This window comes from Fodinibius roseus, assembly GCF_900129315.1.
In the GTDB taxonomy this organism is placed as follows: Bacteria; Bacteroidota; Rhodothermia; order Balneolales; family Balneolaceae; genus Fodinibius; species Fodinibius roseus.
Genome location: NZ_FQUS01000011.1, coordinates 1 through 22,098 on the forward strand (window position 1 = coordinate 1; position 22,098 = coordinate 22,098).

General features: G+C 49.8%; 16 protein-coding genes. 7 read left to right on the top strand and 9 right to left on the bottom strand.

From position 1 onward, the window contains the following. Positions 1–328 precede the first annotated feature (328 nt). Positions 329–1,783: a sulfatase family protein gene (locus BUB16_RS11120; protein WP_073063890.1), complete on the top strand. Its 1,455-nt coding sequence runs from the start codon at positions 329–331 to the stop codon at positions 1,781–1,783. Between the two features lie 360 nt (positions 1,784–2,143). Here BUB16_RS11120 and BUB16_RS11125 read toward each other — a convergent pair whose 3' ends face one another. Beyond that, positions 2,144–3,430, bottom strand: coding sequence for an ABC transporter permease (locus tag BUB16_RS11125; protein ID WP_073063894.1), 1,287 nt, complete (start codon positions 3,428–3,430; stop codon positions 2,144–2,146). A 335-nt stretch (positions 3,431–3,765) separates the two neighbouring features. Next, a complete protein-coding gene (locus BUB16_RS11130) occupies positions 3,766–4,686 on the bottom strand; it encodes an ABC transporter ATP-binding protein (protein ID WP_073063898.1) in 921 nt (306 codons plus the stop codon). A 491-nt stretch (positions 4,687–5,177) separates the two neighbouring features. Between BUB16_RS11130 and BUB16_RS11135 the strand changes: the two genes are divergently transcribed. Together BUB16_RS11135 and BUB16_RS11140 are read left to right on the top strand one after the other, a co-directional pair. Continuing rightward, complete coding sequence (locus tag BUB16_RS11135; RefSeq protein WP_073064265.1) at positions 5,178–6,614, top strand: glycogen synthase; 1,437 nt, start codon at positions 5,178–5,180, stop codon at positions 6,612–6,614. Between the two features lie 19 nt (positions 6,615–6,633). Then, complete coding sequence (locus BUB16_RS11140; protein WP_073063900.1) at positions 6,634–7,905, top strand: glucose-1-phosphate adenylyltransferase; 1,272 nt, start codon at positions 6,634–6,636, stop codon at positions 7,903–7,905. Between the two features lie 326 nt (positions 7,906–8,231). Here the strand turns inward: BUB16_RS11140 and BUB16_RS11145 are convergent, their stop codons facing one another. Further along, positions 8,232–8,600, bottom strand: a complete 369-nt coding sequence (locus BUB16_RS11145; RefSeq protein WP_073064267.1) for a PaaI family thioesterase — start codon at positions 8,598–8,600, stop codon at positions 8,232–8,234. 440 nt (positions 8,601–9,040) lie between these two features. Here BUB16_RS11145 and BUB16_RS11150 point away from each other — a divergent pair, with 440 nt between their 5' ends. The 4 genes from BUB16_RS11150 to BUB16_RS11165 all read left to right on the top strand — a co-directional run bounded on the left by BUB16_RS11150 (position 9,041) and on the right by BUB16_RS11165 (position 15,653). Beyond that, positions 9,041–10,846: an AMP-dependent synthetase/ligase gene (locus BUB16_RS11150; protein WP_073064271.1), complete on the top strand. Its 1,806-nt coding sequence runs from the start codon at positions 9,041–9,043 to the stop codon at positions 10,844–10,846. 53 nt (positions 10,847–10,899) lie between these two features. After that, the gene (locus BUB16_RS11155) at positions 10,900–13,272 is read left to right on the top strand and encodes a 3-hydroxyacyl-CoA dehydrogenase/enoyl-CoA hydratase family protein (protein WP_073063903.1); all 2,373 of its coding nucleotides are present in this window, start codon (positions 10,900–10,902) and stop codon (positions 13,270–13,272) included. Positions 13,273–13,360: 88 nt separating this feature from the next. Continuing rightward, positions 13,361–14,542 carry an acetyl-CoA C-acyltransferase gene (locus BUB16_RS11160; protein WP_073063905.1) on the top strand — a complete coding sequence of 394 codons (1,182 nt, stop codon included), beginning with the start codon at positions 13,361–13,363 and terminating at the stop codon, positions 14,540–14,542. A 247-nt stretch (positions 14,543–14,789) separates the two neighbouring features. Beyond that, entirely contained in the window at positions 14,790–15,653 is an 864-nt protein-coding gene (locus BUB16_RS11165) for an SDR family oxidoreductase (protein WP_073063908.1), read from the top strand. 190 nt (positions 15,654–15,843) lie between these two features. Here the strand turns inward: BUB16_RS11165 and BUB16_RS11170 are convergent, their stop codons facing one another. From BUB16_RS11170 to BUB16_RS11195, 6 genes are all read right to left on the bottom strand, one after another. After that, the gene (locus tag BUB16_RS11170; RefSeq protein ID WP_073063911.1) at positions 15,844–16,692 is read right to left on the bottom strand and encodes a hypothetical protein; all 849 of its coding nucleotides are present in this window, start codon (positions 16,690–16,692) and stop codon (positions 15,844–15,846) included. Positions 16,693–16,783: 91 nt separating this feature from the next. Beyond that, complete coding sequence (locus tag BUB16_RS11175; RefSeq protein ID WP_073063914.1) at positions 16,784–16,966, bottom strand: PspC domain-containing protein; 183 nt, start codon at positions 16,964–16,966, stop codon at positions 16,784–16,786. A 54-nt stretch (positions 16,967–17,020) separates the two neighbouring features. Further along, positions 17,021–17,704, bottom strand: coding sequence for a CDP-alcohol phosphatidyltransferase family protein (locus BUB16_RS11180; RefSeq protein ID WP_084088211.1), 684 nt, complete (start codon positions 17,702–17,704; stop codon positions 17,021–17,023). 205 nt (positions 17,705–17,909) lie between these two features. Then, entirely contained in the window at positions 17,910–19,853 is a 1,944-nt protein-coding gene (locus BUB16_RS11185) for a TonB family protein (protein WP_073063920.1), read from the bottom strand. A 2-nt stretch (positions 19,854–19,855) separates the two neighbouring features. Further along, positions 19,856–20,233, bottom strand: coding sequence for a BlaI/MecI/CopY family transcriptional regulator (locus BUB16_RS11190; RefSeq protein ID WP_073063923.1), 378 nt, complete (start codon positions 20,231–20,233; stop codon positions 19,856–19,858). Between the two features lie 357 nt (positions 20,234–20,590). Next, on the bottom strand, positions 20,591–21,715 hold the full coding sequence (locus tag BUB16_RS11195) for a Gfo/Idh/MocA family protein (protein WP_073063926.1): 1,125 nt from the start codon (positions 21,713–21,715) through the stop codon (positions 20,591–20,593). Between the last annotated feature and the right edge of the window lie 383 nt (positions 21,716–22,098).

The window sequence follows — 22,098 nt, forward strand, 5'->3', positions numbered from 1 at the left end:
TGCATTATGCGTTTCCGAGCAATTACAGTGCACAGTGGGTCCGCCTGCGTTCGGACAAGGGAGGCAGGGTCACAGCGTATTTCATTTATGAGTAAAATAACTATTTATAGGATGAAAATGGATATGAGAAGCCTTTGCAAAACCGTTCTTTGGCCAATGTCGCCGTTATCGGTCGATTGAAATCCTCATATATAGGCAATATGATGCGAGGGCAACCTCCCTGGGGCCTTGACCTTGACCGAAATTCCTGGTTTTTCAACGGCTTCTGTGAAGCTCTTGTTATTTAATCTCTTGTTATTTAATAATGAACCTAAGGCTAAGATTAGGAATGAATAGATTTTTTTTAATTCTGCTGCTGGTTTTCAGCATTACAGCCTGTAGCAAATATTCACAAAACGAAAAGCCAAATATTGTTTGGATTATTGCTGAAGATTTATCTCAGGATTTAGGCGTCTATGAAAATGAGTTGGTAAATACTCCAAATATTGACCAATTAGCGCAAAAGGGAGTTACATTTACCAATGTTTTTACGACTGCTGCTGTATGTACTCCAAGTCGCACAGCATTAGCAACAGGCATGTATCAAACCTCTATAGGCGCTCATCATATGGGGTATCCTGATGAGCTGAAACCAAATCTGCCTGACAGTATCCAAACAGTTCATCAAGTTTTTAAAGAAAATGGATATATAACAGCTAATATTGAGGATGAACCTGCTAATGGGAAAACTCATTGGGCTTTTAAAGCAGATTTGAAGGCAAACTTTGACTACAATCATTGGAATAGTATCCTCTCACAAAGTAAACCCTTTTTTGCGCAGATTAGTATTTCCAATACTCACCGACCTTTTCCGGAAGTGAAATCAAATGGGAATATCCTGGACAAGGTTAAAATACCTCCGTACTATCCCGATCACGAAATTGTGAGAAAAGAGTTCATAAGATATTATGAGAGCATAAATATTTTAGATGACAAGGTTGGCCAAATTTTAAGTTTCCTTAAGAGGAGTAATTTAGCAAAGGATACTATCGTTATTTTATTTTCTGATCATGGGCGCCCGATGACTCGCGGAAAATATTGGAATTATGACAGTGGTATCCGAGTCCCCATGATTATACATATGCCAAGGGGTCTAACAGCTCCGGTGGAATACATTCCTGGAAGCACTGAAAATCAATTGATTAGCCATATAGATATTACAGCTACAACATTATCCTTTGCCGGCATTCAAAAGCCGAATTATATGCAGGGAAGAATTTTTTGGGGTAAGGGTAAAGAAAAAGAACGGCAATATGTATTTAGTACTTCCGATCGTATTTCGGAATTACATTTCCAAAGCAGAGCGGTTAGGAGCCAAAAGTATAAATACATCCGGAATTATCGTCATAATTTTTCAATAAACGGTGCATCAACTGCTTACAGAAAGGCTAATCATCCCGTTTATCATGTGCTGAATATTTTACATAAAGAAGATAAATTAACTTCCGAACAATTAAGATTGTTAGAGACACTACCTAAAGAAGAGTTGTATTACTTAGATAATGATCCTCATGAGTTATATAATCTTGCTGCTGATTCAAGCTATTTAGAGCAATTACAAATCCATCGTAAAGCGTTAGATAACTGGATTGCAACAACACAGGATAAAGGCATGGAAGCTGATGATGAAGAAGTCATTTCTGCATTTAATGAAATTGGAAAACAATCGTATGAGCGATTTCAGGATCAAATTCAACAACTACATGAGCAGATAGGAAAAGAATTAAATAGAAGCATGAGATAAAAGGCAATACCAAGTATTTTATATTGAGATACTGGTTGGTTTGGATAAGGTAGTTGGTTTGAAATTGATCAGAGTGTAGACCGGACTTAATACAGTGTCTGTCTTTATGTAGCATTTCCAATTCAATATTAATGTATATGCACAATGTATGAAGGGGAGGCAGCCGTTATCACCGACTACCTGTCGCAGACCGGCGCCCGCTTTCCCAGGACAGACCTGCAGTATGACCCCGCCGAGGAGGCGGCCTATCTGGAAAAGATCGAGCAGGACTGCTGCCGAAGCTGGAAAAGCAGTGGCTGGAGTTTTTGTCCCCGGATTATAATCCCGGCAACAACTGGTGTGGCAGCGGGGTGGATTAACCTACTCCCTCACCCACTTCCACAGCTCTTTAAAGCCGGCGCTTTGCCCGTAACTGAGGATGCCCACGCTGTAAATCTTGGCGCTCAGCCACATGGTGAGGGCGAAAGTTGCGATCATCAGCAGGATGGACAGCCAGATCTGCCAGAAGGGCACATCCGTGATGGCAATGCGCGTGATCATCACGATGGGTGTGCAGAAGGGGACCAGCGAGCCTGCGACCGCCAGCGTGCTGTCCGGGTTTTCCATGGCCCGGAACATAATGAAGTAGCCGATCATAACGGGAATCATAACGGGAAACATAAACTGCTGAGTGTCGGTTTCTGAATCGACGGCCGACCCGATAGCGGCAAACAGGGAGCTGTAGAGCAGGTATCCGAGGATGAAAAAGAGAAGGAAGTAGAGAATCAGCGAGGGCGCGATATCGGGCATGGCAAAGCTGTCGGGATTGAAATTCCCCGCAGCCGCCTCGCCGCCGGGCACCATTTCAGGTCCCAGCATCATCCCGGCCAGGGGTCCCGCTGCCGCTGCCAGCGCAAAGAAAGAGGCCAGCCAGAAGACCAGCTGGGAGAGGGCAAGAGCCCCGACGCCCCCCATTTTACCCAGCAGCAGCTCGATCGGCCTGACGGAAGAGGTGATGACTTCAATGATACGGTTCGTCTTTTCCTCGATGACGCTGCGCGTGAGCATGCCGCCGTATCCCAATACGGAACCGAAAATGATGATTCCCATGACCAGGCCTACAATAGTCAGAAACCCGGTATCATCCTCGGTGGCCTCACCCTGTTCGGTAAGCTTGGTGGTCGACAGGCTGATATCCGCCTCAAAAATCTGCTGTACTTCCTCGGATACGCTGGCACGGCTGATGCGTTCATCCCGGATCACCTGCCGGAGGTCCGACCGGATGCGTGACTGCAGACTGATTCCCCCGGCTCCGCTGGAGACATATTCCGGGTCCTCCTGCAGGGTGACATGGGCTTCTGTCAGCAGGATATAGCCGTCAAGCTGCTCGCTCGCGACCATGTGCCGCAGGGAATCTTCCGTAGTGGCTGAAAAATCTTTATATCGCTCACCTGCCAGCTCTTCCAGGCGGGGATAGAGGCTGTTGGTTTGGTCCACAATGCCAATCGTATGTTCCGAACCGGTATCCCAGACGGCAATGCCGATACCGGCGCCTACAAAAGCGATCATCCCCAGCGGGATAAGAATGGTAGCAATAATAAAACCCCTGGAGCGCAGACGAGTCACGTACTCGCGCTTAAGGACCAATAAAATTTGTTGAAAATTCATGGTTTAGCGTCGTTATTCATAAAGAAATTTCACTGTTATAGTTTTTAGCCTAAAAAACGATATAAAATTTATCATGTATCATGAGATTACAACAATACATTGTAAATCCTGGTGACATATTCGGGCTCATTATATTCTAAGGCTTTATTGAATAGTTAATAATTCCATATGATATCATGAGAAACCTTTTCAAAATCGCTCTTTTGCCCAATGTCGGCGTTATCGCTCGGTTGAAATCCTTGCATATGAGCTATATGCTGCGAGGGCAACCTTCCTCTGGTCTTGAACCTTGGCCAAAATTCCTGGGTTTCAAAGGCTACCATGAATATTTGTGGTTATGTCAGTTCATTGGGATTAATATTGTCCTCGCCGACGGTGGAGATAAAAATTTCAGTCAGGGAGGGCTCAACGCGCTCGTACCGGTAGATTTCGGTATGATCCATAGCCGTTTTGAGAATTTGCTGCATATCCTGTCCGTCGAGCACCCGAATTTCCGCAAAATTGGTGGACCGGTTGTTAATGCGCACATTTTCGATGCGGTCCAGGAAGCTGGAGTCGCCCTGAAATTCTATGACGATCGTATTTTTGCCGAATGACTTCCTGATCCGCCGCAGGTCGCCCTTAAGTACCACTCTTCCGTTGTTAAACAGGCAGATATCATCACACATCTGTTCCACCTGCTCCATCCGGTGTGTCGAGAAGAGGACTGTCTTACCGCGATCGCGCAGTTCGATCACAATCTCCCTGAGCATCTTGCTGTTGATGGGATCGAGTCCGCTAAACGGCTCGTCAAATATATAGATATCCGGCTCATGTGCAATTGTCGCAATAAACTGGATTTTTTGGGACATCCCTTTTGAAAGTTCACCGACCTTTTTATGGTACCAGTCGGATGCCTCAAAGCGGTCGAGCCAGTATCTCGTTTTCTCCTTCGCCTCCCCGTGTGTCAGTCCCTTGAGGCGGGCAAGGTAGATGAGCTGTTCGCCGACCTTCATCTTTTTATAAAGCCCACGTTCTTCGGGCAGATAGCCGATCATCCTTTGGGTACGGGGACTCGCTTTCAGGCCGTTGATGGTGATGGTGCCGGCATCGGGGATAAGAATATGGTTGATCATCCGGATAGCGGTGGTCTTGCCGGCGCCGTTGGGACCCAGGAGCCCGAAAATACGTCCCTTCTCCACGTTAAAACTTGCATCTCTGACGGCCTGGGTTTTGCCGAATGATTTGGCGATATCCTTAACTTCTATAACCGCCATAGGCACGTAACTTTATGTTGGAAACAGAGGCTTTTGTCATTTTTGGTCATAATTATCGTTCTTTTTCAAGTAGTACTTTTCCAGGCTGAAATACAGAGTTTCGCAAAGGATATGCACCGGTGTGCCGAAGCAGCCCACTTCGCCGAAATAGCCCAACCATGCATAAGGGCCCACTACGCCGGGGTTGCATTGGCTACACAGACTTAAACTTCGGTGCGAAAGCACAGCGTTATTGGAGGAAAAGTTGCATCCCTTTGTACCAGGTTTTAACTCGGTGGTTCTGTGGGAAATAACCTTCTGTGGCTAAGTATAAATGATTAACATAATCTTAGTTAAAACTTTATAGTTGATTAATGCAAACCTCAAAAAAAATAAAGATTTTGAATGCAGCGCAAACTTTAATTAATTAGTCAATGAGATAAGGACGGTTAATGTCGTATGAGTATGCCGTCGTGGTAACATACGAACAACGTGAAAAGGTGTTTCAATATATGAAAATAATTCATCTCAGTGCAGAGTGCTATCCGGTCGCCAAAGCGGGGGGACTCGCGGATGTGGTGGGGGCATTGCCGAAGTATCTGATTCAGGAAGAAGCGGAGGCTTCGGTCGTCATGCCCAAATACGCCAATGACTGGATGGCCGGCCAGCAGTTTGAGACGGTGTTTGAGGGACAGGCGCCGCTGGGGGACTGGCAGTTTGATTTTCGTATCCAGCGCGAGTCGGATGATACGCTGGGCTTCCCGCTGTATGTGGTTGATATTCCCGGCCGTTTTGACCGTCCGGGTATCTACGTAGAACAGCAGAGCGGGATACCTTACGAAGATGATTTTGAGCGGTTCATAGGTTTCCAGGTCGCGATACTGGACTGGTTTAACCAGATGCGGGTGTCACCCGATGTGATCCATTGCCACGACCATCATACGGCCCTGGTTCCTTTTATGCTTACCCAGTGTTACCGGTACCGTGACCTGGAACAGATCCCCACAGTACTTACGGTCCACAATGGAGAATACCAGGGCATTTACGACCACGGCATGCAAAACCTGTTGCCTTATTTCGATTATCAGAATGCGGGACTGCTGGACTGGGACGGCCGGTTGAATTGCCTGGCTGCGGGACTTAAAACCTGCTGGGAGATTACGACCGTTTCGCCTACGTATATGAAGGAACTCAGCTATAGCAGCCACGGCCTGGAAGGACTGTTCCGCAGCGAGCAGCAGAAATCGCGCGGCATCATCAACGGTATCGATACGGAGGTATGGGATCCTGAAACGGACCCGATGATAGCACACCATTACAACAGCCGGAAAATGGCCGGGGGCAAACGCAAAAACAAGCAGTTGTTGTGTGAAAAGTTCGGACTGGATCCGCAGTACCCGACGATCTCTTATATCGGCCGCCTGGCGTATGAAAAAGGGGCCGACCTGCTCCCCGATCTTTTCCGCAGTTTTCTGGAGTCGCCCCAGACCGTAAATTTTATCGTGCTGGGAACCGGGGACCGCAGCCTGCACTACCAGTTTGAGGCGATGTCCGACCGGTTCGTCGGGTATTTCGATGCCGCCCTGGACTATAACGAGCCGCTCGCCCATCAGATTTACGCGGGCAGTGATTTTATGATTATGCCCTCCCGTGTTGAACCCTGCGGACTGAATCAAATGTATTCCATGCGCTACGGGACGGTTCCCATCGTCCGCAGTATAGGCGGGTTGAAAGATACGGTGGTGGATCTGGGCGAGCCCGACGGATATGGTATCACTTTTTACGACTTTTCCCTCGAAGCGGCAAGGCATGCCGTTCAAAGAGCAGTCGACCTGTTTGGACAGGGGCGTACCATGGCCGGCCTGCGAAAAAGAATTATGAATCTCGATTTTTCTTGGAATGCTTCGGCTAAAAAGTATATTGCATTATATGAGGAACTGTCAACTTAACCGTTAAAATCAATCATTTATGCGTAGATCAACTATCGCTCTTATTCTTGGCGGGGGACAGGGAACTCGTCTTTATCCACTGACAAAAATGCGTTCGAAGCCGGCTGTTCCCATTGCAGGTAAATATCGACTCGTGGATATCCCCATTTCAAACTGCCTGAATTCCGGGATACGCCGTATTTATGTGCTCACGCAGTTCAACTCGGCCTCTCTGAATCGCCATATCAAGAATACCTATAATTTTGACGTATTCAGCAGTGGTTTTGTCGATATCCTGGCTGCTGAACAGACGCCTCACAGTAAGAACTGGTACCAGGGGACGGCGGATGCGGTACGCCAGTCTATGTACCATATGGAAAATAAGGATCACAAGCATGTAGCTATCCTGTCGGGCGATCAGCTCTACCAGATGGACTACCAGAAAATGATCGACAAGCATGAAGAAAATGATGCGGACCTCACCGTCGCTACGATTCCGGTTGTGGCGGAGGATGCCACGGCATTCGGCATTATGAAAACGAATGAAGAGGGTATAATCGAGCGTTTTGTGGAGAAGCCGGATAAGGAGGAACTGGATCAGTGGAAATCGGAGACCCCTGAAAAATTCAGCAGCGAAGGCCGTCACTACCTGGCTTCCATGGGTATATACATTTTCAAGAAGGAAATTCTCACCGAGCTGTTGGACAAGCACGAGGATTCCACCGATTTTGGGAAGGGGATTATTCCCAGGGCCATTGAAGGAGATTACCGGGTGCAGAGTTATGAATTTGACGGCTATTGGACCGATATCGGGACGGTGAAGTCCTTTTTCAAGGCCAACCTGGAATTGACCGACGACCTGCCCAGGTTTAATCTCTACGATAATGAGGATTTTATCTATACGCGGGCGCGGCTGCTGCCGGCTTCCAAACTTTCGGGAACCACCTTCGATCACTCGGTCCTGGCCGAGGCGTGTTTGATCGAGGCCAGCCGTATCGAGCGATCTGTTATCGGTATTCGCTCGCGTATCGGAAAAGGGACGACGATAGAGCGTTCTATCATCATGGGAAATGACTACTTCCAGTCGCGTGAAGAGCTGGAAAACAGGGAAGATGACCAGCCGCCCATGGCTATCGGCCAGCGCTGCTTTATCAGTAATGCGATTATCGACAAGAATTGCCGGATCGGAGATGACGTGCGCATTGCCGGGGGCGACCATCTGGAAGATGGCGACTACGGCGAGTACCATGTGGTGGATGGCATTGTGGTGGTCCCAAAACGGTCGGTGATACCGGACGGTACCAAGATTTAGTTCCCGTTTCTAAGTTATGGTTGCAAATAAACCGGGTATTGAGGGCTATCCCGTATTTCTCGCAAAGATGTATGGTACATTGCTGTAACCTTATGATACAGATAAATTCATATTGATTTTTTAGGCTAAAAAATAATAACAGCGCGTAACATACTTCAAATATTGCCGGTCAGCGGCGTTAAAGATAAAATAGCGTGCCGGGCACAGCAGGTCAGGTCTCCGCTGTTTTTTTCCTTCGCCTTGCTGAAGTACAAATTTCCTGGTGAGAAATCCGGGCTATACAAGGAAGTAAGTGGGAGCGGTGTTTTATTTAATGTTAAACTGATTTATGACTTCCCGACAATGGCCAGCGTACATCTTGACACGCACACCAGCTTGTCGCTGGGAGTCCATATGTTAGTCTCCCACACGTGGATGTTCCGTCCCCGCTGAATGGCCGTGGCAGTGGCATGGACATGCGTCCCCTTTTTTACGGGGCGAATGTGGTTGGCATTGATCTCGATACCCACCGCGGTTCTGTCATCCCGGTCGAGATTCAGCCAGGCGCCAATCGAAGCGAGGGTCTCTGCCAGGGCGACGGATGCCCCGCCGTGTAACACACCGAACGGCTGGACGGTACGTTCGTCGACGGGCATAGTCGCCTTTACCTCCTTCTTCTTAAAAGAGGTATAGGCGATACCGAGAGTATCACCCATATTTTTTTGGGCGGAATCAAATAACAGCTGCACACGTTCTTGGATATCAGGATGGATATACATAATATTATTTATCATTCAGTGGGAAGTGTAGATAATAGCATGGATTTTTCACAAAGAAGACTCTGCTATATGCTAAGCATTTAATAAATGACAGGATAACGAATGATTCCTTATTATTCATGAATAATCCATGATAGTAACAGCAACAGGGAAATAAAATTCCACTTTGAAGCCGGTGATAAAGATTTATATTGAGTTATAATAACGGAGAGCTTTTGAAAAACCAGGCGTTTTGATCAATATCAAAACCTGAGCAAATTCAAATCCGCAGATATAAAGAATACCTGAGAATGTTGAATGCGCGAAGATGAAGCAATTGGCCAAAAGAACGGTTTTTAAAGGCTTTATAACATTTATTGACTGAATAAGAGATGATTATGGAATATCAGCCTACGACCATTCTGAATGAAGTTGATAAAGGGTTACGACTTCACAATAAAAAGGTGCTTTTCGCGACCAAAAGGGGCGGGAAATGGATAGAGACCGGGAAAGAAGAATTTCAGACGAAGGTTCGTAATCTTACGCTGGGATTGTATGAGCTGGGCATAAGGCGCGGCGACCGGGTAAGCCTGCACTCCGAAAACAGTGCTGAATGGCTGATCTGCGATCAGGCTATTTTATCGCTCGGGGCCATTGACGTTCCGATTTATGAAACGCAGCCCGCCGAACAGATTAAATATATTCTGGAAAACGCCGATGTAAAAGTGCATATCGTATCCAATGAAGAACTTTACGGAGAGAGCAGGCCGCTGGTCAGGGATATTGAGAACGTCGAACAGGTAATCAGGATTTTTGAGGCGGAAAACCAGGATGTGCTCTCCTTCGGGGATGTTTTGGAAAGAGGAGCAACCAAACACAAGGAAGATCCGGAGCTTTTCGAGCGGTTGCGGTCGGAGGTGGATCCCGATGATCTGGCTACGCTTATTTATACCTCGGGCACCACCGGCGACCCGAAGGGAGTCATGCTTACCCAGTGGAATATCGCCTCCAATCTGCTGGCTTCGCTGGAACGGGTGCCTTTTGATGAAAATGTCGGGGAGGACCAGCGGATGCTCTCTTATTTGCCGCTGTCGCATGTATTCGAACGGCTCATCACCTACCTGTATATCCGGCTGGGATACCCGATCTACTATATTGAAGATATAAACGAGATCCGGGAAGATTTTGAACACATCCAGCCGTACTACCTGGCTACCGTTCCCCGTCTCCTGGAAAAAATACACACGGGAGTCAAGGTGAAGGGCCAGGAGATGAGCGGGATCAAAAAGCAGCTCTACTACTGGGCGCTTAACCTGGCCGAAGAATATGATCCCGAACACCCGCCCTCTGGTCTGGGGGCCCTAAAACATGCCATTGCCGATAAGCTGGTATATTCCAAAATTCGCGCTCTTTTCGGCGGCAAGCTTTTGGGGGTAGTCAGCGGCGGAGCGGCCCTTTCTTCGAATTTGTTTCGTTTTATGAATGCGCTCGGCATTATCTGCCTGCAGGGGTACGGGCTTACGGAAACCTCTCCGGTGCTGTCGGTCCACGACAGGGATCATATGCGGGTGGGAAGCTCGGGTCCCCCCCTGTCGAACGTGGAGATCAAGATCGCCGAAGACGGTGAAATCCTGGCAAAAGGGCCTAATATTATGAAAGGATACTACCGCAACAAAGATAAAACGGATGAAGTATTTACCGAAGATGGCTGGTTGATGACCGGCGATGTGGGCAAGCTGGAAGATAACTATCTCTATATCACAGATCGCAAAAAATCGGTATTTAAGCTTTCGACCGGCAAGTATGTGGCCCCGCAAACCATCGAGAACCTGCTCATCGAAAGCGGCTTTATCGAACAGGCGATGGTGGTAGGATATAAACGAAAATTTTGCTCCGCACTGATCGTCCCCAACTATGAGAATGTAAAAAAGCGACTGAAGGGAAGGGGACAGTCGGTATCAGAGGAGCCGGCCAAAGACCCGCAGGTGCGGGAACTGCTCCAGGAGGAAGTGGACAAGGTCAACAGGAATCTTTCTCCCTGGGAGACCGTCAAGAAATTTGTTGTGCTTGCGGAGCCGTTTAGCATGGAGTCGGGCGAACTTACCCCGACGATGAAGGTTAAACGATCGAAGGTAAAGGAACATTATGAAGAGGAAATTGATTCAATGTATGAAGAAGAGGCGGAGCAGGCGGATAAGGCCTGACGGACTTAGCCCTGTATTCTGTATGCTGGAATGTTAAAATCACAACTGTTTTTATGGCTCAATCAACATATGCTATTCAAAAAGTCGCAGTTTTGGGATCCGGTACCATGGGCAGCCAGATTGCGGCCCATTGCGTTAACGCCGGACTCCAGGTATGGCTGCTTGACCTGAAGGATGAGGAGGAGGATGATCCGAACAGCCGGGTGAAAGAGAGCATCAAAAAACTGGGGGAAATGAAACCCTCGCCGCTGGGGGACCCGGGGGACGCCAGGCATATTCGTCCCGGTAACTTCAGCGACGACCTGGATGTTATCGGGGAAGTCGACTGGGTTTGCGAGGCCATTATTGAAAAAATGGATATCAAGAAACAGATGATGAGCGATATCCAGGAGGTCCGCGGGGAAAAGACGATCGTAACCTCCAATACATCGGGACTGCCGATCAGTGATATCAGTGCGGACTGCTCGGATGAGTTTCGAAGCCATTTTCTGGGTACGCACTTTTTTAACCCGCCGCGCTATATGAAGCTGCTGGAGGTAATTCCCACGGAGGCTACCGCCGAAGAGGTGACGGATTACATGGCCGCCTTTTGCGAGAAAACCCTGGGCAAGGGAGTGGTGCGCTGCAAGGATACGCCCAACTTTATTGCCAACCGCATCGGTATTTTCTCCATGGCCAGTATGATGCCCTACTTTTTTGACGGCGATTTCCGGGCGGAGGAGATCGATTTCCTTACGGGAACGCTAACCGGTTATTCCAAAGCCGCTACCTTTCGCACCGCCGATATGGCGGGCCTGGATATCATCCATCACGTGTCTAATAATTTGTACCCCTCCATTCCCGATGATGAGCGGCGCGAGGTCTTTCAGCTGCCGGAAGGGTTCAACAGGATGATTGAACAGGAAAAGTTCGGCAACAAGGCGGGAGAGGGCTTCTATAAAAAAGTGCGGACCGACTCCGGCAGGGAATACAAGGTCATTGATCCCGATACGCAGGATTATGAATCGCAAATTGACCCGGAATTTGAAAGTGCCACGCAGGCGAAGAAAAAATTTGAAACCCCGGGAGAGCGACTGAAGTTTTTGGTGGAGCAGGATGATGAAGCGGGACGTTTTTTGTGGGATATCCACTGCGACCTGCTGCTGTATGCGGCTCACCGGGTGCCCGGGATTACGGATTCGGTGGAATCGATCGACCGCGCGATGAAGTGGGGCTTTAACTGGGAACTGGGTCCCTTCGAACGCTGGGATGCCATTGGCGTACGCGAATCGGTGGAACGCATGCGGGAAGAGGGAAGAGAGGTGCCGGAACCGGTGCTGGAGATGCTGGAATCGGGACGTGAGCAGTTTTATGATCCCGACCAGCGCACGGTGTACAACCTCGCTACCGGGAAGGTCGAAGCATGGACGCCGCCTGCCGCCGGGGCGATCCGGGTGGCTGAGCTTCAGTCCGAAGGTAAAGAAGTATTCGGCAACGACAGCGCGGGCTTGTATGACCTGGGAGACGGGGTGGCCCTTTTTGAATTCCGAACCAAAAAGCAGACGCTCGGTTTTGAACTGGTCCGCTCGCTGGATGAATCCTGTAAGATCGTCAACGAGCAGTTCGACGCCCTGGTTATAAGTCACGATAACGACAACTTCACCTACGGGGCAAACCTGATGGAGGCGATACAAACGTGGCAGCAGGGCGACAAGGACCGTGTCGCGGAGGCCGCTGAAAATTTTCAGCGTGTAGCGGTCGGACTTCGCTACCAGCCGTTTCCGGTGGTTGTGGCTCCTTTCGGACGATCGCTGGGCGGCGGGGTGGAGTTCATCCTCCACGCGGATAAGGTCGTGGCCCACTATGAGCTGTATGCGGGACTCGTTGAGGTGGGCGTCGGGCTTATTCCGGCGGGCGGGGGGACCAAGGAGATGCTCCGCCGCGTGATGCAGCAGGTGATGGATGACGAGCAGGTCGATCCGCTGCCGAATATCAAAGAAGTATTTAAAACGATCGGCATGGCCGAGGTTTCCGACGGCGCGCCCAAAGCCCGGAAGTACCGGTACCTGCGGGACTCCGATTCCGTGATTATGAATCGCGATCTGCTGATCGCCAATGCCAGGGCGGAAGCGCTGCGCATGGTCAAAGCGGGTTACCATCCCCCGCAGAAGCCGGAGATCAGGGTGCTGGGCAAAAAGGCATTAAGTGCTCTTCGCCTGATGCTCTATATCATGCACGAGGCGAACTATATTACGGATTACGACAAGGTGGTGGCCGATAAGGTGGCCTGGGTTATGAGCGGGGGCGACCTGAGCGAGCCGCAAAAGGTGCCTGAAGAGTACCTGCTCCGGCTCGAACGCGAGGCCTTCCTGGAACTCCTTGAAGATGAGCGAACACAGGCCCGCATCGAACACATGCTGAAGAAAGGAAAACCATTAAGGAATTAGAACACTGATTAAACAGATTGTCACGGATTAAATCTGTGGCTATCAGTCCAGTCTGTTTTATCCGAGTTTAAAAGTAAAAACCAATATTATGAAGGAAGCTGTCATTGTAGCTGCTGCGCGAACACCAACCGGAAAAGCCAACAAAGGATCCCTGCGGTTTACTCCGCCCGATCGTCTGGGGGGAGAGGTAATCAAAGCGCTCCTGGAGCGTGCCCCGAATCTCCAGCCCGAAATGGTGGATGATGTCATCCTGGGATGTGCGTTCCCGGAGGCTGCGCAGGGATTGAATGTCGCCCGCCAGTGTGCCGCACTGGGAGGACTGCCGCCATCGGTTCCGGCCGCCACCATGAACCGGTTTTGTTCGTCAGGCCTGCAGACCATTGCACAGGCCGCCGAACGCATTATGGTCGGTGGGGCCGAGGTAATGATCGCCGGCGGAGTGGAATCGATGTCCCTGGTACCTATGGGTGGGTATGTGGTGCATCCGAATCCCGACCTGGTGGATAATTACCCGGAAATTTATATCAATATGGGACTGACGGCTGAAAATGTGGCGGACCAGTTTGAGATAAGCCGCAAGGACCAGGATGCGTTTGCCTACCGCAGTCACCGGCGCGCCATCAAGGCGTGGGAAGAGGGCTATTTTGAGGATCAGATCGTGCCGGTCGAAGTTCATGAAAAGAAAGTAACCGCAGGCGGTGAGGTTGAGGAAACGGAGTTTTTGTTTAAAACCGACGAGGGGCCCCGCCGCGATACCTCCGAGGAAATTCTGGCGAAACTGAGTCCCGCCTTTAAACAGGGAGGATCGGTCACGGCCGGAAACTCCTCCCAGATGAACGACGCCGCTGCAGCCGTTATCGTGATGAGCCGGGAAAAAGCGGATGAGCTCGGGCTTGATCCCATCGCCCGGTATGTCGGCTTTTCCGTTGCCGGCGTCCCCCCGGAGATTATGGGCATCGGCCCCGTCGAGGCCGTCCCCAAGGTGCTGGGCAAAGCGGGGATGGATTTGAGCGAAATCGACCTGATTGAGCTGAATGAAGCGTTTGCGGCGCAGTCCGTTGCCGTGATTCGCGAGCTCGGTATGGATGAGGATTTGGTCAATATTAACGGCGGTGCCATCGCCATGGGACACCCGCTCGGCTGTACCGGCGCGAAGCTCACGACCCAGATCCTGTACGACCTCATGCGCCTCGACAAGCGCTACGGCCTGGTCACCATGTGCGTGGGCGGCGGTATGGGCGCGGCGGGCATTTTTGAAAATTTACGGTAAAGCGACTACAGATGGTCCGGATGGCACGAACGGTACGGGTACACGTCAAACTGAATCATTAATACGGATGAACTTTACAGCATCAGTTCCGAGTATTCGGGAAGTGGTCAGGGTAACAGATAGCGAAAAACCGCGGGAGGGCAGGACCAGTCGTTTGACGGAATTTTCAAAGTTCTCTGGGTAATAATAAACACCAAACCGCGACAATTCGCTTTATCTGAGTTTAATCAATGAGTACGAGCAGAACATGTTTACAGCTGATACTTTAGAAGGGCAGACGATCCTTATCACGGGCGGCGGTAGCGGACTGGGGCTCGCCATGGCAAAAAAATTCGCTGCGCTTGGCAGTAATGTTGCAATCTGCGGGCGGACCGAGGACAAGCTTCGGCGGGCGGTCAGGGAGATCGAGGGAGAGCGCAAAGGGGGACAGGTGGAGTATTATGTAGCCGATGTTCGCAGCTACGAACGTATGGAGGAAGTCCTAAATGAAATCATTTCAGATTTCGGAACGATGACCGGACTCGTCAATAACGCCGCCGGTAACTTCTTGTCGGCTTCCGAAGACCTGAGTCCGGGTGGCTTTAAGGCGGTGGTGGATATCGTGCTGTACGGCTCCTTTAACTGCACGCATCTGTTCGGGAACTACCTGATTGACCAGGGACAGGAGGGCAGTATCCTGAATATGGTGACTACCTATTCGGAATCCACCGGGTCTGCTTTTGTGCTGCCTTCCGCCTGCGGGAAGGCGGGGGTGCTGGCGATGACCCGGTCACTGGCCTATGAGTGGGCCACATACGGCATCCGGCTGAACGCCATCGCACCGGGACCCTTTCCCACAAAGGGAGCCTGGAAGCGGCTGATACCGGATGAGAGGGCTGAAGAACAATTTTTGTCCAACATTCCGGCCGGCCGGTATGGGGATAAAGAGGAGTTGGCCAACCTGGCAACTTTTTTAATGTCCGATATGGCGCCCTATATCACCGGGGAATGCGTGGTCATCGACGGCGGGGAGCGTCTGTCGGCGGGACAGTTTAATTTTATCGACCGGCTGGGATCGCGGGAAGAGCTGAAAAACTTCTTCAGGGGGATGCGGGAAAAGGGCAGTGAATAGTTATCAGAGATTTTGTACAATCGGCTATTTGGCCTATGTTGGGTTCGAGAGAATCTTTCCCTTAACACTCCTAACTTTTACTTTTCTCTTTTCGTAACTACTCTCATGACCGTTGAAAATAAATAACTAAAGTTAATCCTTGGTACGTAGTTAGAAATCGTCAATCTCCGATAATCGATAACTACCCCACCTATCCCAGCCGCCTGTCTATTTTATCCAGGGTCTTGTTAAGCTCCATCAGGTGATAACCGTTGTAGATAGTCGGACGTTTTAGCTGTATGGACTTGATGAATTCCATCGCGGCCAGCTCGGCGGATTTGGAGGCATCAAACGACTGGCGGTTAAAAAAAAGATGTCCGCTTTCGTTTTCCTCCCCGAGACGTACGCTTTGCTCCGTTACGTCACAGTCAGCCAGGTAGTGTTGATCAGCGGCCAGGCGATGATGGTTGGTCGCCAGGGAGGCGGTATTGACATAGATGTTGGCCGTAGCGCCGCTGTCAAATCGTACAAACAGGTGCAGTACATGAGGTTTTCGGCTGTTTAGTTCCACGGATTTCAATTCGATATGATGAACGGCCCCATTGATCCAGCGCAGGCTGAAGGCCAGCTCATTAATCCAAAAATAATCGAAACTGAAGTCGGACTCCATGCTTTGAGCATGAGTAATTTCCCGGACAACCTGTACGAAAGAAGGTTTGATGATCTTTTTGGCCATCCACTTGGAAGCGGGGGCCAACGTGGGCCAGTGCGAAAACTGGAGCTGAATATTGGCTTCCTCAGCAGCGTGATACACCTTTTCAACAAGCTGCGTGTTACGCGTAGGCAGGGGACCGATAAGAAAGGCATGGATTCCCTTTTTGACGATTTCCAACAGGCGCCGGAGCCGGTTTTTTGTGTCATCGAGCAAGAAACAGGCATCCACCGAGCCGATGGCGTTCAGTTTGGCTGCGATGGTTACTTCAGAAACGGACTGGTGGGTCCGCAAGTGTTTTTCCCAGGCTATAGCCCGTTCGGCAGAACCAATGATTCCGATTTTCATAAAGAGGGACTCCTGTGTGTATTTAACAATCCATAATTATGAAATAGGAACCTATTTTCAAAACGTTTTATTTGGTTGATGATTGGATCACTCAGTCCGGCATGACCAGTGCAAGGATAAAATAGAGAAGTACGGGACTTCCCCACCCCAGGAATGTTAATATGACAAAAATAATACGGACGATGGTTGGGTCCCAACCGAGATACTCTGCGATACCCCCGCATACCCCTGAAATCATCCGGTCGCTGTGTGATTTACTTAAACGAGCTGCCATAAAAGTACGGTTAATTAACTTGGTTATATTGTTTGATTATATGATACGCACGAGCTATGCCGATGTTTCAATTGTTTTAACATTCAAGTAAAACGAAAGCCCAAAATAATAGAAAGGAAACAAAAATGAACCATAGATTAACAGCGGGGGAGATCTGTCAAACAGATAGACTAATGCCAGTATTTGTATGACAAAGATTGAACCCAACAGCAGGGTCAGCCTGCGAAGGAACGAGGTGCGTGTGGGATATACAAACTTGACGGGGAGGAAGGTTGTCAGGGCGAACGCCAGCAGTATTATCGAAGCTGTGGTAGTCGAAAGCCCGAGCAGAAAAATATAGAATACCACGATGTTCCAGTAGGAGGGAAAACCCAGGAAAAAGTGGTCGTCGGTCTTGGCCCGGGTATTTGAAAAGCCGAACACACTGGCGGTGGCACAAATCAGGAGTACCCAAAAGGGGAGGCCCATCACGGCATAAATCCAGAAGAGCGGGGCTACGGTCCAGGTTAGAAAATCTACGATATTGTCCATTAGTCCCCCGTCAAACCTGGCGGCATATTCTTTGGTTCGGACCAGCCGTGCGAGCGCGCCATCGATGGAATCGATAAGCGCCGCTCCCGCAAGCGCCCACAATGCTGTTTGATAAGCCCCTTCAAATGTGAGAATCAGTGCCCACAACCCCAGGGCTGCGCCCGTTGCGGTCAGCAGGTGAACGCCATATGCTGCTATTTTCTTCACGAACGGTCTATGTCTAATGGGTTCTTGCTCCTGTTACATCCACCTTATGATAACATAATAAAATAAAAAAAGCGGAACCTATGAAAGTTCCGCTTTGGAAAAAGGGTAACAGTTGAAAAATCTATTCAACCGTTAGTTCAGTCAAAGCGCTCTGGTAGCCGATCCGTGAGATAACCAGCTATATTTCCTCTCAGGGAGATTAAATTTATTCTATGTTGACCTCTGTCATGGCTGGCTCATATCCGACGTAACTGATTACCAGGTTATGAGTGCCCTTTTCCAAATTCCGGAGCAAGAATTCTCCATTCCGGTTCGTGGATGATCCTTTGCTGGTGCCTTCAATAACAACATTTGCTCCCGCAAGCGGGGCGTCCCCCCGAGTGGCAATTACGGTACCCGAGAGCGTCCCGTTATCCGTAATGCGCAATTTTTTAATGTTCATGTCAGCCTCTTCCATGGTCGGAGACTCCACGTTCACTGCTGATTCCTCCCCGGGAGCTGCTGATGGTAATTTAAATATAATTGGCAAAGAATACTGTACGGGCACTGGCTGCCCGCGCTGCTTGCCGGGCTTGAACCGGGCTTGCCTAACCACGCGCAGGGCTTCCTTATCGGCACCGCCTCCGATTCCTCGTATTATTTGTGGTTTCTCAACTTCACCTTGCTTGTTTACGATGAATTGCACAATTACTCGTCCTTCGATGCCAGCTCTTTTTGCTCTTTCTGGATAATTAATGTTGCGCTGTACTGATTCAAGACCACCGATCAGCTCCGGCATTTGTTCCACGGCCACGAAAAATTCTTTGTTGGACTCATCCTGCTGATTGCCGGATGTGGCTCCCGGCGCTTCCTTCAGGTCAGAAAATACGGTTTCTTTACTAATATCATCCAGTAATTGGATCTCTATAACACCGTTTTGCCCAGCTTCCCCGTATTCGTTTGTGGCTTTTTCTCCTTTGAGTACGTCGATAGATTTGATGTATTCTCCCTTAATCCGGGAAAGTGCGTCCGGGGGATCAGTTTCGGTGATTCGCTCTCCATTGATGATATATAAGGGCTGCTGATCACTTTTGGCCTGGGCTTCCATTTGTTCCTGCGCCTGTTGGAATTCGGTATTGGTAATTCCATCAGCATCGTTGAGGTCGCTGCAGGAGATCGTTACTACCAGCAGTCCCGCGGTTACAAGCGTCAGCAGAAAGCTCGATCGAAAGGTGGATGGGGAGATATTTTGCGTAGTCATAATCCGGATGCGTTTTTTGAGTGAGGAAGGGTTAACCGCCATGCTCTTGGCAAGTGTACTGTTCTGGTACTCCCGCTTGGCCAGTTCGTGAAGGAGGGCGGCATAGCGTTTTTTGGAAATTCGTTCATCTGACAATACTTCGCCGTCACAGGTTATTTCACGGAACTCCTGGCTGCTGTTGTACAAGTGATGAACCAGCGGGTGAAACCAGAAAAAGGCTTTGAGCACCAGCAGGATGCCGTTCAGCAGGAAATCCTTGTGCCTGATATGCATCAGCTCATGCCGGATAGCCATGGCCATCTTGTCCGGACTCTCTTTCAGTTCGGCCGGAATGACAATCTTTGTGTTCTTCCACCCGTATGTAAAGGGAATATTTGCCTGCTGAGAAAAAGCGACCAGGGGATTCAGGTTGGGAAATTCATTTTTTCCGATGTCAACTGCCTCAACCTGATGCAAGGTCTCGAATGCCAGCTCGCTGCCCAGCTTCTTTAGTTGTATGCTGTTGAACAGGATCCTTCCAAGATAATAAACAGCCCCGGCAGCCAGGACGACCGTGGTCAGGCCGATCCAGAGCAGGGGATCGGACAGGCTGTTCCAAAAGGTGTTCTCTGAAGTTGCCGCTGTGACGGTGATGGGATTTTGTACGACAATAAATTTCGCAGCAGCTGTCTGGCTGGAGCTCAAGGCTTCCCCAGCCACTTCCACCAGGTACGATCCCGCCATACCCAACGGTAACGCTGCCAACAACGCCATCCGGCTGTGGTATTGATAGACGGGCGGGATCCGTTCGGTTCGCAGCAGGAACAGCGTGACGGGCAGGGCAATGAGGGTCCATACGATGATCGGGAACCACAAGTATGCCAGGGTTGCATCTCCGGTTGCTTGCAAGAGATCGATGAGTTCTATCATAATCAGTCCTCCATTTTATCAATCATCTGTTTGATTTCATTGAGATCTTTCTGAGTTAAATCTTTGCTCTTAACCAGCGTCTGCACCAGCTCTTTGGGGGATCCCTTGAATACTTTTTTCATCAGGTCGCCGATGAGGCTTGAGCGGACGGATTCGGGCTTGCGGGCGGGACTGTAAACGTAGGTTACGCCCTCTTTGCGATATTTCAGGTAGCCTTTTTCAGCCAGGTTTTTCATGACGGTCATGATGGTGGTATAGGCCACCTCCCGGTTCTCTAAAATCCGTTCCCTTACCTCCCTGACCGTTGCTTCCTCGAGGTCCCACACATGATGCAATACTTCCATTTCGGTTTCTCCCAGGGGAGTCAGTGATTTTTTCATTATGACAAGGTGATTAATTCAAGGTTCATTCTATTTGTATATCTTAGTACTAAGATAATAGTATTAAGATAAAAGTCAAATAACTTCTTCTGTTTACCCGATGATATTTAAGGTATACCGCAACGTTTGGGAGAGATAGAGCGGCTCAAAGGGGAGAATAAGTACTGGGTTTACTTGCTTCACGGGCCATTTGGAGACAGGGGAGGGTTGTCGTGAGGGAACAGGCAGGGTGAAATCCTTCGCCTTGTAGATGGAAATGGCAAGTCCCCGTTTAACGGGCAATTACTTTTAAAATATCCAGATCCGCAAAGTTTCTGAATCTCTGCGGACCTGAAGCATATGTTTACCAGGCCAAATTCAGTCCAGCGTAAAGTCCGGCAGGTGCTTTATGTCCCCGCCCGCCATGGCCGACTCGTGGGCCAGCAGTCCCACGCAGGTCCAGTTGGCCGCCTCCACGGCATTCGGGTAGGGATCCCGGCCTTCCCGGATCGCTGCCACAAACTCATGGGCCAGGTGCGGGTGCGAGCCCCCGTGTCCCCCGCCCTGGATAAAGGAGAGGTGGGCGTGTTCCTCGGCATCGTAGACCCCTTCCCGGGTGAACTCCTGGATCTCCTCCGGCAGCCGGTGGCCGTAATCCGGCACTTCCACCCGCTCGGGGATCTCCGGCTCCGGCTTTTTGGCGGTGTGGATTACGGGCCGTTCTCCTTCAATGAGCGGCCATTCAAAGGATTTTTTGGACCCGTAGGCGTCAAAGCTTTCCCGGTACTGCCGGGCCGTGTCAAACAGCGAGCGGTAGATGTGGGCGGACAGGTCCGAATCCTTTAATTTAATATGACAGGTTTCCACGGCAAAAGGGGAGCTCGACTTTTCGACCAGGTCCTCGCTGATCCGGCCCGAGCCGAAGCACGATACGTATTCGGCCCGCGCATCTGTTAGCCCGAGCACCGGACTGACCACGTGGGTGGCATAGTGCATCGGTTTCATCCGCTCCCAGTAGGCCGGCCAGCCTTCCATATCCTGCGGGTGGGAGGCCTGCAGGTACTGGATTTTGCCCAGCTCGCCCTTGTCATACAACTCCTTGACAAACAGGTACTCCCGGCTGTAGACGACCGTCTCGGCCATCATATATTTTAACCCCGTTTCGCGGGCCGTATCAATGATTTCCCGGCAGTCTTCGATGCTGGTGGCCATGGGGACCGTGCAGGAAACGTGCTTGCCGGCCCGCAGGGCCATTAGCGAGTGCTCGGCGTGCAGCTGGATGGGCGTATTGATATGGACAGCGTCAATGGCCGGGTCCTCCAGCAGCTCCTCGTAGGAGCTGTACCGGGTTTCGATGCCAAACGCATCGCCCACCTCATTCAGCTCCGACTGGGTACGCTGACAGATCGCTTGCACCCTCGCAGCCGGATGCTTCTGAAAAATAGGGATGAATTCCGCTCCGAATCCCAGTCCTATAATCGCAATATTTACTTTGTCTGCCATGATTCTGTGTTTAATGGTTTAAGTGGTTACGATTAATGTACAATAATCTTCGCGGGTATGTATAATCTGTAAGTGCCCGGGGGGAGGTCCAAACCCATGTACTTGTGCCAAATTGTATATCCACTGTATATTATATTTTTTTGAGATGTTACGTCATTATCAGGCTATTATTAGAACCCTTTACAAAACCGTTTTTTTTGCCAGTCTCTGCATTTTCGCGCTTCCCACGTCCTCACGTATGTCTTAAATGCTGTGGTTTTGACTGCGCTCAGGCTTTGACGATGACTGAAAATCCTTTCTTTCAAAGATTCCAATATATGTTTTTGAAAACTTTTGCTGAAAATACGCTTTTACAGGCCCTGGTTATTCCTGATGGGTTATCA